We start from the raw sequence: 12,629 nt of genomic DNA on the forward strand, positions 1-12,629 counted from the left end.
TTTCGTTAAAGCTATTGTATATTACTTTACTCACAAAAAAAATGCTTATTATTTATTTGCGATAACTTTACATTCAATTTATATTAGCTTGTTATTTTTTAACATATACGTAAAAACACGCTTCTAAGCTATTTAAAAAATTTAAATATAAATAGTCACGTAGTATAAAAATAAATATTGAACTACTGAATTTTTGATTGATTTGTGAAATTTATATATAGAGGAATAATAGATAAAAAAATTATAATTGCTTGACATAATTAATTAAAAAAAAACTGGGAGAAGAATCTCTTTTCTTCCCCCAGTCTTGATTGTCTTGATTTTGATTTTTGTTCTGATTTTTGTCTTTCTGGTTTTGCTTCGTTTCCTCCTTGAGTCGCTTCCGCAGCATTTGCTGTTGCTTCTTAAGTTGTCGTTGCCTTGCCGAACCACCTCGACCTTTGTCGTTTCTCCCTTCCTTTCGGGGAGATTCCCATCGTTTTAGTCTCATACTTCTGTACCTAAAGTTACTTTTGAAACAGTAAATTGTTATTACTCTGTACTATTAATTTTACTCCATACATTAATCATCGTCAAATAATCAATTAAATGTACCAATGCTGCAAAATATTATTTAATATACCTGTAATCAATCCCCCCAACCCCCCTTAATAAGGGGGGCTTTAAGAGCCTGTCTTTTTTTATTAGCGCAGTCTATAACCCCTTCCTATTCCCCCCTTATTAAGGGGGGCTAGGGGGGATCAATATTTTTTATACCAAAGAAACCCGGCTTCTTTTTGATAGATTAAGGTTTCTAACTAGGTAATTTTGTCTTCACTTTCCTATATACATTATACAATATTTACTTTCCGGAAAAGTTTGATACAATTTTTGACACATTTTATAAACATTATGCTCATCTTGGTGACAAAAGGGAGGTCATGAGTATATTTTCATCTGATTCTGCACTTATCCGGAAAGCTTGGCAACGGATTATGAACGGATGTAACGGATGGTTGATATTAAACGACTAGATTTTGTTTGTAACTAAAAACTTATCCGCTACATCCGTTACATCCGTTGCAAACTTCGTCTTCGCAGCGCTTCTATAAGTTTTGTAAACTCAACAGGAGGCGCCGCTGTTGCTTCTATATATTCTCCAGTAACAGGGTGTTGCAATTTTAGGCGCCATGCGTGGAGTGCTTGACCAGATAAATTTACACCCAAAGAACGTGCCGAACTATATATTGGGTCGCCGACAATAGGATGACCAATTTGTGCGCTGTGAACTCGAATTTGATGAGTACGTCCAGTTTCTAACTGAAAGCATACAAGTGTATAATTTCCCAAACGTTCTTGTGCTTGCCAGTGAGTAACAGCTTCGCGTCCTCCTTTTTCTACTGGAACTACTGCCATTTTTTTACGGTCTATCGGATGGCGCCCAATTGGTAAATCAATTGTACCAGTTTCAGTTTTCGGCGCCCCATAAACTATACCAAGATATTCACGACGCGCGGTTTTGGCTTTGAGTTGTGCTTGCAGGTGCTGGTGCGCTTGTTCTGTTTTGGCTACGACAATGGCGCCTGTAGTATCTTTGTCTAAACGATGCACAATACCCGGACGCTGAACTCCACCAATTCCAGGTAAGTTAGGACAATGTGCAAGTAAGGCATTAACTAATGTACCCTTGGGATGACCTGGTGCAGGATGAACTACTATACCTGCTGCTTTATTAAGAATTATTAACTGGTCATCTTCATAAAGAATATCAAGCGGGATATTTTCGGCTTCTAGTTCGAGAGGTTGAGCTTCGGGAATAGTAATCGTTACCAAATCACCCGATTTTACGACTACCTTTTTTGATGTGCATTCGTTGTTATTGACGTAAACACAACCTTGTTCGATAAGACTTTGAACGCGCGAACGAGATAAATCTGGCAGTTCCGATGCCAAATAGCGGTCTAAACGTTCTCCAGTATCTTCAGCTTCAAAATAAAATTCAGTCACAATTATTTATATTAATATTAGATTTGTAAATTATATTACAAATCTAATTATAGTATTTCTAATTTTAAAATGTCCGGAAAAGAATCTGGATATAGGAAATTATATCTAATGTATATAAAGGATGATTCATCTGCAAGATTGACGAATAATTGCTAAATTGCTAAAAATAGGTTGTTCACGCACTTAATTTATTAGGTTACATTTATAAGTACATATAAACCTATTGTAAGTAGTTTTTTATATTACCAACTTATCTTATTAAAAACAGTATAAAAATGCAAACACTCCCTATTGGTCGATACCGATTTTTTCAGCGTTTACAACCAGTGCAAATTTTAAGCTCTTCTGTTAATGCACACGCAACTGGTTGTTTACAAGTTTTTAGTGCTTCTGCTTCCTGGCTTATATATTTAGAGAAGGGTAAGCTTGTATACGCTTGCTATGAGTCAGGAATGTTTGAGATACTATATAAAAAGTTGCAGGTACTTAGTAAAACTGTTCCAACACTTAATCGTGAAGTATATACTCGACTAAAGGCTATTTTTGAAACTAGTATTGAAAATCAAGCAATACCCAATTCAGATTACTTAGCAATATGCTGGTTAGTCGAACAGAAATATATTAACCTAACTCAAGCTGCAATGCTTATTGAGGAAGTAGCAGTCGAAGTTTTAGAATCATTCTTATTATTACAAGAAGGTTGTTATGAATTGGCATCTAATAGCTTCATTGATAAAATGCCAAAATACTGCCGTTTAAATATTCTGTCACTCGTTGAAAAAATTTCTTCTCCAAATAAACAAAAACATCAAACTAAAAACACAACTAATAAATATAATACATCTAAACCATCATCGAAAAAACTTCCGAAATTACAATACACAATTATGTGTATCGATGATAGCCCAAGTATGTTACATGCTATTAAAACTTTTTTAGATGAAACTTTCTTCGATGTTGTGCAACTCAATGATTCTGTGAAGGCTTTGATGCAAACTATTCGCGTCAAACCTGATTTAATTTTACTCGATATTGGAATGCCAAATTTAAATGGTTATGAATTTTGTTCTTTATTAAGAAAGCACTCGTATTTTAAAAACACACCTGTAATTATGGTAACAGCAAGAACTAGTTTAGTCGATAAAGCTAAAGCTAAAATTGTCGGCGCCTCTGGGTATATAACTAAACCATTTACACAAGTTCAATTGATGAAGGTTATTTTTCAACATTTAGAAGTTTAAATGTAATTTTTTTAATAGTAATCGGTTAAGATTTGAATCCCCCCTAGCCCCCCTTAATAAGGGGGGAAAAAGAGAGTTTTAAGCCTCCCTTAATAAGGGGGGAAAAAGAGAGTTTTAAGCCTCCCTTAATAAGGGGGGAAAAGAGAGTTTTAAGCCCCCCTTATTAAGGGGGGTTGGGGGGATTTTATGGCAAAAAAAGCTTAATTAATTATTAAATACTCTTTTATTGTTTGTGTACTAGCTAGATAAACTATATAGTTCACAATAAATAAAGGCTTTGCCTATTACTAGTTAAAGAATAATTTTTATTAATTAAGTATTATGACTTTAATCTCTAAAGTAAAATTCTGGGAACACAGATTATTTTATATCTTTTGCTGGGGATTTTGGATTTGGAGATTTTGCTTAGTAAGTGTTTCTGCTGAAGTGAACCAAAATACTAAAGTATTTAGTACGACAAGTAATACTAATCAAAATACTAAAGTATTTAGTACTATAAGTAATACTAATCAAAGTAGTACGGTGTTGGGCAGAATAATTATGGTTCCGTCAAATGCTACTGTACAAATATCTAATTGGTTACAACCTAAGTTAGTTAAAAGTGTTATTGAGCAATATGCTCCTTATGTTTATGCTTACTTTCACTCCGCAGTTTGGCACTCTATTCATGCACGTGCGAGATTAGCTAAAGTACCTATAATTATGTACCACGACATCCTGCCGCAAAAGTTAGTTTCTTGGGATGTAACTCCTGCTGAATTAGAGCAACATTTTCTAGAAATTAGAGCTAGTGGCGCCACTCCTATTAGTATAGATTTATTGGCGATGCATTTACGAACAGGAATACCGTTACCTAAAAAACCAGTTGTATTGACATTTGATGACGGTTATGCTGGGCATTATGAGTATGTTTATCCACTGCTTAAAAAATATAATTTTCCAGCAATGTTCGGAATTTATATTAAAGGGGTAGGAAATAATGTAGGGAGAAGGCACGTTAGCTGGGAACAGGTAAAAGAAATGGCATCTAACCCACTAGTGACAATATCATGCCACACTTTAACCCATCCGCTTGATTTAAGGCGCCTGTCTGACGAGCAACTGCAAATCGAAGTTATGCAATCCAAAAGTATTTTGGAATCATATTTACATATTCCTATACGCTACTTTACCTACCCTGTTGGTAAGTTTGATGAAAGAGTCGCTAATTGGGTAAAAAAATCGGGCTATGAGCTTGCATTCACGATGGATGACACTTCAGACAAATTTGCTGGAGTTTCCAATAATTTATTAGCTGTCGAACGTATTGGTCAATCAGGGTTGAAGAATGCTCTTGCACAAGCTTGGGGAGGCGTAAATAAGTAAAAAGTGCTGAGTGCTGAGTGCTGAGTGGCAATTTAAGAGTTATTACTCAGCACTCAGCACTTTCAACTCAGCACTCTATTTATACTGTTGCAGCAGCTTTGGTGAGTGCGGCAAGTTCGCCTTTAGCGTACTTAGCTGCGAAGTCATCCAATGACATTTGCTTGATTTTGCTTCCGTTACCAGCAGTACCAAACTGTTGATATCGGTCAGCACAAACTTTTTGCATGTACTTGATGGAAGGTTTGAGGAAGTGACGGGGGTCAAATTCCTTAGTATCTTTTGCTAAAGCTTCACGCACAGCAGCAGTAATAGCCAAACGGTTGTCGGTGTCGATGTTTACTTTACGTACACCGCACTTGATACCTTTTTGAATTTCTTCAACGGGTACACCGTAGGTTTCTGGAATGGCGCCACCGTATTGGTTAATTAATGCAATTAAATCTTCTGGTACAGATGAAGAACCGTGCATTACCAAGTGGGTGTTAGGCAAACGACGGTGAATTTCTTCAATGCGGCTGATTGCCAAAATTTCGCCAGTTGGTTTGCGGGTAAACTTGTAGGCGCCGTGGCTGGTACCGATAGCAACCGCTAAAGCATCTACTTGTGTTTGTTCAACAAATTGAACCGCTTCGTCGGGGTCGGTTAGAAGTTGGGAATGGTCGAGTTTACCTTCAAAACCATGTCCGTCTTCTGCTTCACCCATACCTGTTTCCAATGAACCCAAACAGCCAAGTTCACCTTCAACACTTACACCCAAAGAGTGAGCTACTTTCACTACTTCGCGAGTAACGTTAACGTTATACTCAAAGCTTGCGGGGGTTTTGGCATCAGCTTGTAATGAACCATCCATCATTACACTGGTAAAGCCATTTTTCATTGCTGAATAGCAAGTTGCTGGCTCGTTACCGTGGTCTTGGTGCATCGCAATAGGAAGATGAGGGTAAGTTTCCACTGCTGCCAAAATTAAATGGCGAAGGAAATTCTCACCTGCATACTTACGGGCGCCGCGTGATGCTTGTAATATTACGGGGCTATCTGTCTCATGGGCAGCCTGCACAATTGCTTGAATCTGCTCCAGGTTGTTAACGTTGAAAGCTGGAATGCCGTAACCGTTCTCAGCGGCGTGGTCCAACATGAGCCGCATTGGTACGAGCGCCATAGATAGTCCTCCTGAATGTGTTGTCAGATAATCGGTTGAACGATGAGCGTATGTACTACGCTGAATCTTAATGTTTTTTTCAACTTATAGGAAATTATAACTAGTGATTGGTGTTTATGTTTAAAAAGTTTAAGAAAGATAAGAAGTGCTGAGTGCTGAGTGCTGAGTGCTGAGTGCTGAGTGCTGAGTGCTAAGTGAATGGAGGGTGATAATGAATAATTATGAGTTGAAGAGAAAATTAAATCTGTAACTTATAGTTCAATAGTCTTATTCTATCTTGTGGAACAGGCATCCCTGCCTGTTACTGTTAATTAATTTAATTAAATTTTGAGGGCAGGCAAGGATGCCTACCCCACAAGAGTATTTTAATGTTTAGTATGGGTAACCCGGGACTCGAACCCGGAACTAATCGGTTAAAAGCCGAGTACTCTACCATTGAGTTAGTCACCCGTGCCGCGTTTTTTTGCTGGCTTATACACTCTAGCACAAGGGTATATAGTTTTGTAAAGGGGTTAAGAGAAAAAATTTGCTGTTAATTTGAAAAATGTAGAGTAACTGGCGCCTGGTTGGAGTACTGTAAGGTTTTCGCCTGTATTAATGGCGTTTCTTCCAGCGCTCCAAGGTTCAAGACAGTAAAAGTCTTTGCCTTTGAGTGTCCAAAATACTAAGGTTGAAAATACGTTGTCGTAATCGAAGGTTAATTTCAGTTTACGGCTTAAGTCGGTAACGGTAGCTGTTTGACTGCTAAGTTGTTTGAAAGCTACATCGATTTCATCACGGTTAAAGTCGAAACTGCCGTTAAATGTGTGATTTTCTTTTGTTTTCTGGTCTTGGTATTCTCGCGATGGTATATCAAACTGAAGTTGATTTTTATCCTGCACGGCAAAGTAAGGATGAAACCCAAAGGAAAACGGCATTGGTTGAGATGACTTGTTTATATAATGCTGTCCAACATTCAAACTGTTACCTTGAAGTTGATAGGTAAAAGTTATCTGAAAGTTGAAAGGGTAAACTGCTTGTGTTTGCTCGTTGCTATGTAAAGTAGCTTGCAGCGACACTCCTTCATCTGATACAGAACTATGAGATACCCAAGGTAAATCGCGCGCAAATCCATGCTGCTTAAGGGTATACTGTTTGCCCCCTGTGGTGTAAGTGTTTTCTGGCAAGTTACCACAAATGGGAAATAAAATCGGATTACCTCCTCGAACACTCAACTCTGGGTTAACAAAGCGTTCTTCATCTAGGTAAAAAATTTCTTTTCCATCTAGGCGCCATTTAGTAATTATTCCACCACGTTCTGGTACAACTTCTAACTGGGAGTTAGCGCTTTCATCCGTGAGGATGTAGGTTTTATATTGATTCTGTTGGAGAGAAATTGAATACATATGTTTTATTTTGTAGAGACGCGATTAATCGCGTCTCTACGAATACGTCGTGTGTTGTTTACTCGTCTTCGGCGAAGATAAAGCGGTATAACTCGTCTGGACTTGGTTCGGGACTGCTTTCGGCAAATTTGACGGCCTCTTCGACTTCTGTTTGTATCTTTTTGTCGATGGCTTTTAATTCGTCGGCAGTTGCTAACTTTCTTTCAATCAATTCGCTGGCTAGCTTTTTGATTGGGTCGCGTGCGAACCAAAATTCTTTTTCTTCTTTGCTTCGCAGTTCGTCAGGGTCTGCTAACGAGTGTCCTCGGAAACGGTAGGTTAATGCTTCGATTAAAGTTGGCCCTTCTCCTGCACGCGCACGTCGCACAGCTTCTTTGGCTGCTGAATACACTGCAAGAACGTCCATACCATCAACTTCAACACCCACCATGTTGAAGACGCTGGCTTTTTTATAGATTTCGGGGTCAGATGTTGCGCGTTCGTGCGCCATCCCTATTGCCCATTTATTATTTTCGACAACAAAGAGTATTGGCAATTTCCATAACGCTGCCATGTTGAGCGTCTCGAAAAATTGCCCGTTGTTGGCGGCGCCATCACCGAAGAAACAAGCTGTCACCTCCATCGGATTGGTATCACCTAACACTTCTTTGCGGTACTTGCTTTTAAATGCAGCACCCGCCGCTACAGGAATACCTTCAGCAACAAACGCATATCCACCGAGTAAGCGATGTTCCGCAGAAAACATGTGCATCGAACCACCGCGTCCTTTGCTACAACCTGTGGCTTTGCCAAATAGCTCTGCCATAACTTCGCGCGCTGGTACTCCAGCACTTAAAGCATGAACGTGGTCGCGGTATGTGCTGCTAACATAGTCTTCTCCAGGTTTCATAGCTTTGACAATACCACTGGAAACAGCTTCTTGACCGTTGTAAAGGTGGACAAAGCCAAACATTTTTCCCCGGTAGTACATTTCGGCGCACTTGTCTTCAAACATGCGCCCCAAAACCATGTCTTCGTAAAGCAGCAAGCCTTCTTGCTTCGTAATTTGTGCGGATGCCGCATCAAACGTTGGTAACGTGCGTTCTTGAACCATTATCTTTTGAGTATCCCCGTAGTAACACTTAATGTCACCATTATTTCTATAACGCTCATGTGCGCGTACCCGATTTATAGGTGACTTCCTTTTAATGCAGGCGCCGCGCTACCCAAAAGCGTCCAATTGCTCCGACTCTACTACTCTGTAAACTTAGAAGCAGCAAATAAACTGTCAAAATCAAGATTCGATAACTCGAAGCTCTTTCATTTGACTGTAAGGAAGCAACTTTATTTGATGTCATAGTCGGCGTGCTTTCGCTACCCTCGGCTATACACTAACAGTTAGGATAGCAAGATTCTGCATATTGATTAACAATTTTTAGCTTTCGCCACAGCGTTACTTATCAGCAATGTGCTTCTAGGTAATTGTAACAATAATATCGTTGTGGTAGAATTTTACTCGCTCTATAGTAGCGAACAATAGTTCACAACGATGTATAATTCGTTGCTAAGTTGAGAATGAATATAGCTACCTATTTATAGTGATAGTTAATTATTCAATCTCCTGGTATTGTTGTATACTTCTGGATTACTTAACTATTTTTTACTTATGTTCATTAGTTAAGTGTAGAGGGAAGCTGACTTAATATCGGCGCCGATTACATACTTTAAACAGCAGTTAAGTTGTTGTGTTGTAAACAAAAAGCGCGTGTAAGTTCAACAAGGTATTATTATGGCACGGTTTGATAATGCCTGGAATGGTCTAGGTGAAACATCACATAATACGCTGTAGGGGAAGTAGGCTGTGCGAATTCCGCTCGATTACTACCGTATATTAGGATTACCGTTGGCGGCAACAAGGGAGCAATTGCGGCAAGCTTATAATGACCGCATTGTCCAGCTACCACGACGGGAATATTCAATTGCAGCAACTACATCGCGAAAACAATTAGTTGAAGAAGCTTACGTGGTTTTATCTAATCCTTTAGAGCGCAAAGAATACGACAGGGTGTATTTAGCGTCTGCATATACTCAAAACGGCACCGATGTCGCTGTCGCTGTTGAGAACAGAGTTGCTCGAAACCCAAATTCTGATACTCAAAACCCAACTATAGATGTTAATGAAGACGAATTAGTCGGCGCCTTGCTGATTTTACAAGAGCTTGGAGAATACGAACAAGTTCTTAAACTTGGGCGCCCATACCTTGTTAACAGAAAAACAGATAATGAAAGTTTTGCCTCCGAACGTCCGGATGTAGTACTAACAGTCGCATTAGCCTGTTTAGAATTAGGACGCGAACAATGGCAGCAAGGAAACTATGAAAACGCAGCAATTTCTCTGGAGACAGGAGAAGAATTGTTAGGCAAAGAAGGAATGTTCAATAGCGTTCGAGTTGAAATTCAAGCTGATTTAAATAGATTGCGTCCATATCGCATTCTCGAATTAGTTGCATTGCCACTTGACCATGCAGCTGAAAGGAAGCAAGGATTACAGCTATTACAGCAGGTTTTAGAAGAACGTGGTGGTATAGATGGGTCGCTCAACGATGAGTCAGGATTAAACGTTGATGACTTTTTACGCTTTGTTCAGCAGTTACGGCATCATTTAACCGTAGCTGAACAGCATCATCTATTTGAATCAGAAAGTAAACGTCCTTCAGCAGTTGCCACATATTTAGCTGTTTATGCTTTAATCGCGCGTGGATTTACTCAACGTCAACCAGCATTAATTAGGCAAGCAAAGCAAATGCTGTTGCGTTTGGGTAAACGGCAAGATGTTCACCTTGAGCAATCGTTATGCGCGCTACTTTTGGGACAAACAGAAGAAGCTACCAAGGCATTAGAATTAAGTCAAGAATACGAAGCTTTGGCTTTTATTCGCGAGCATTCTCAGTCTTCGCCAGATTTATTACCAGGACTGTGCTTATACGGTGAACGTTGGTTACAAAATGAAGTATTTCCACATTTTCGTGATTTAGAAGACCAAGTAGCATCGCTTAAGGAATATTTTGCAGACCCTAACGTGCAAGCTTATTTAGAAGTTTTACCCAATGATGCAGAAAATGTTGATGGTGACTGGCGTACTTCTACACTCAAGTCTCCAAATGGCACCTCAAATACTACATCAAGTAATTATAATAATTCTACAGTTACGGCTCGACCTAATTATCGCGATAGGATAACAGAAATTCCCAAGTCGGCGCCTGTGAATTACAACATATCAAGCGATAACTACGATACTAGATTTAATCACGAGGCGCCTGTTACTTCCAGACCACAACCGAACGGTCGTGTACCAAAAAATCAAAATAGCCAAATTGCAACAAGCACAGTTACGGCGCCAAAATCGAAAAGACGTAGACATCAACCATCTGGTAGTGTAAAGAATATTCCGAACGCGAACCAACGTGTGGCGCCAAGACGTAGACAATCTCGTAATAAAAGTGCGAGTTTGTTGCTAAAAGTGCTAGCTTCGGTCGCGGGTGTATTATTATTTTGGCTGTTAATTAGTACAACATTTGGCTGGTTAAAAAATATATTAATTCCAGGCCCAGCATTACAAGGGAAACAGCTAGCAATAGAAATAAATGAACCACCTGTCGCGATTCCTACACCAGGTAGTCAACCGCAGTACCCAGAGGGAGATTTAACCAAAGAATCTGCAACACAAGTAGTTCAGAGTTGGTTATCAGCAAAATCAGCTTCTTTAAGTTCCAAGCATGATATAGATAGTTTGAACCAAATACTAACAGGTTCAGCATTATCATACTGGAGAGGTATTGCTTTGCAAGTCAAATCAAGCAATAAGTATCGACAGTACGAACATACAGTATCAAACGTATCTGTTAAACCAGATGCTAATAATAAAAACCACGCAACGGTAGAAGCAACAGTAGTAGAAAGCACGACTTACTACGAAAACGGACAAACAAAGGAAACAGAAAAGGATAAAGTCAGAGTTAGATACGAAGTAGTGCGCGTAGACAACGGATGGCGTATTCGTGATATCGCTTTGGTCAACTAACTTTTACTTAATTAAGGTAACTTGGTATTGGACTGCATTTAGGTTGGGAAAAAAGTAAATTTTACGGTTCCCAACTAGCCATTACAATTAAATTACTTTAATGACTGACACTTTATTTCAAGCTTATACACCTTTAATTATCTGGATAGGGTTAGGGTTGCTGGTATGTCGCTTACTACCTAAGTCTTTCTCAAAAATATTAGGTCGTGGTCTTTACTGGGTTGGAGTACCTCTCGAACTTATTGCGTTGTCTCGTCATGGTAACTCTGGGCAGTATCAAGCAATTAATACTTCAGTATTGGCGCCAGTAATAACCGTTGGTACATTAATAATTGGTTTACTGGTGACACTATCAGTTATATGGATATGGAAATTATTAGCCAACCAGCAAAAGTCTGAACACGACTCAAAGATACAACCATTGAGTCGAGTCAGCGAGGGGAGTTTTCTTCTCGCTGCTGTTTTAGGTAATACAGGTTTCGTTGGACTGGCAATTGCACCTTCGTTAGTTGATGCCAATGCATTAAATTTAGCCGTGATATTCAGTATTACCCACAATGTTATTGGTCCATTTGGTTTAGGAGTATGGATTGCTAGTTACTATAGCCACACTCAGCAACAAAATAACTTTTTAACGCAACTACGGGATATTTTAATAGTTCCTCCGTTATGGGCATTTATATTTGGATACTTTACGCGCTCTTTAAAACTACCAGATGCTGTTGAAATAGGACTTCAACAATCAATTGGTATCGTTATTGCATGTGCTTTTTTACTCATAGGAATTAGACTCGCTCAATTACAAGGATGGAAAAGCCTTAAATTAGCTCTTATTCCGGCTACTTTGCGAGTTATTATAATACCTTTACTAGTTGGAATTTTTACTAAATTTGTACTTAAGCTGCCTGCTTCATCAAGCTTGGCAATGGTGCTGATGTCAGGGATGCCATCTGCATTTTTGGGTTTAATTTTGGCAGAAGAATATAATCTAGACCGTGATTTAATTGCTAGCAGTATTCTTGTATCAACAATATTGTTGCTTTTTGTATTGCCCTTATGGATTTTTTTATTTGGATAAGCTGCAAGTGACGCAATTTGGTACTACTGGTGTGCGTTAACCAGTAGTACTCTTAAATAAAAATTACAATAGTTTGAATCTATACCATTAATCAAAATGAAAAGTCGAATTTGGCTCAATATAAATACTTAATTTTCATAGATTGGTTATTAAATCATACCAGCATAAAACTTTCAGTCACGCAATTTGGTACTACTTGTTAACTCAACCAGTAGTACTGCTAACAGGTTGCCAAAAGCCACCATACTATTGGCGCCAACCAGCCAAAATAAATGACTAGTGTTCCATGTCATTAGTTTTGGGGTGTAGGATAAACCCTTTTGAGCTTAATTCTAGCGTCCTCTTTTCGGAAGCG

The 12,629-nt window shown here is 38.9% G+C and carries 10 protein-coding genes and 1 tRNA gene; 4 read left to right on the forward strand and 7 right to left on the reverse strand.

The genetic code is table 11. The features are described from left to right. Positions 1 to 241: 241 nt before the first annotated feature. Positions 242 to 490: a hypothetical protein gene (locus DSM106972_RS39335; RefSeq protein WP_127085792.1), complete on the reverse strand. Its 249-nt coding sequence runs from the start codon at positions 488 to 490 to the stop codon at positions 242 to 244. 560 nt (positions 491 to 1,050) lie between these two features. Next, entirely contained in the window at positions 1,051 to 1,989 is a 939-nt protein-coding gene (locus DSM106972_RS39340) for an RluA family pseudouridine synthase (protein ID WP_127085793.1), read from the reverse strand. 272 nt (positions 1,990 to 2,261) lie between these two features. On the opposite strand from DSM106972_RS39340, the gene DSM106972_RS39345 reads away from it, so the two are divergent. Together DSM106972_RS39345 and DSM106972_RS39350 are read left to right on the forward strand one after the other, a co-directional pair. Further along, positions 2,262 to 3,227: a response regulator gene (locus tag DSM106972_RS39345; RefSeq protein ID WP_127085794.1), complete on the forward strand. Its 966-nt coding sequence runs from the start codon at positions 2,262 to 2,264 to the stop codon at positions 3,225 to 3,227. A 321-nt stretch (positions 3,228 to 3,548) separates the two neighbouring features. Next, positions 3,549 to 4,592, forward strand: a complete 1,044-nt coding sequence (locus tag DSM106972_RS39350; RefSeq protein ID WP_127085795.1) for a polysaccharide deacetylase family protein — start codon at positions 3,549 to 3,551, stop codon at positions 4,590 to 4,592. A gap of 79 nt (positions 4,593 to 4,671) precedes the next feature. Here DSM106972_RS39350 and fba read toward each other — a convergent pair whose 3' ends face one another. The 5 genes from fba to DSM106972_RS51775 form a co-directional block, all read right to left on the reverse strand. After that, positions 4,672 to 5,751 (reverse strand): class II fructose-bisphosphate aldolase, encoded by a 1,080-nt coding sequence (fba, locus tag DSM106972_RS39355; protein WP_127085796.1) that lies wholly within the window; start codon positions 5,749 to 5,751, stop codon positions 4,672 to 4,674. A gap of 378 nt (positions 5,752 to 6,129) precedes the next feature. Continuing rightward, a tRNA-Lys gene (locus DSM106972_RS39360) sits at positions 6,130 to 6,201 on the reverse strand. Between the two features lie 62 nt (positions 6,202 to 6,263). Beyond that, positions 6,264 to 7,136 carry an aldose epimerase family protein gene (locus tag DSM106972_RS39365; RefSeq protein ID WP_127085797.1) on the reverse strand — a complete coding sequence of 291 codons (873 nt, stop codon included), beginning with the start codon at positions 7,134 to 7,136 and terminating at the stop codon, positions 6,264 to 6,266. A 58-nt stretch (positions 7,137 to 7,194) separates the two neighbouring features. Further along, positions 7,195 to 8,229 carry a pyruvate dehydrogenase (acetyl-transferring) E1 component subunit alpha gene (gene pdhA, locus DSM106972_RS39370; RefSeq protein WP_127085798.1) on the reverse strand — a complete coding sequence of 345 codons (1,035 nt, stop codon included), beginning with the start codon at positions 8,227 to 8,229 and terminating at the stop codon, positions 7,195 to 7,197. A gap of 91 nt (positions 8,230 to 8,320) precedes the next feature. Continuing rightward, positions 8,321 to 8,473: a hypothetical protein gene (locus DSM106972_RS51775; RefSeq protein ID WP_158632951.1), complete on the reverse strand. Its 153-nt coding sequence runs from the start codon at positions 8,471 to 8,473 to the stop codon at positions 8,321 to 8,323. 503 nt (positions 8,474 to 8,976) lie between these two features. On the opposite strand from DSM106972_RS51775, the gene DSM106972_RS39375 reads away from it, so the two are divergent. Next, the gene (locus DSM106972_RS39375) at positions 8,977 to 11,196 is read left to right on the forward strand and encodes an ARC6/PARC6 family protein (protein ID WP_127085799.1); all 2,220 of its coding nucleotides are present in this window, start codon (positions 8,977 to 8,979) and stop codon (positions 11,194 to 11,196) included. A gap of 100 nt (positions 11,197 to 11,296) precedes the next feature. Continuing rightward, on the forward strand, positions 11,297 to 12,274 hold the full coding sequence (locus DSM106972_RS39380) for an AEC family transporter (RefSeq protein WP_127085800.1): 978 nt from the start codon (positions 11,297 to 11,299) through the stop codon (positions 12,272 to 12,274). The last annotated feature ends 355 nt before the right edge of the window (positions 12,275 to 12,629 follow it).

This window comes from Dulcicalothrix desertica PCC 7102 (genome assembly GCF_003991905.1).
In the GTDB taxonomy this organism is placed as follows: Bacteria; Cyanobacteriota; Cyanobacteriia; order Cyanobacteriales; family Nostocaceae; genus Dulcicalothrix; species Dulcicalothrix desertica.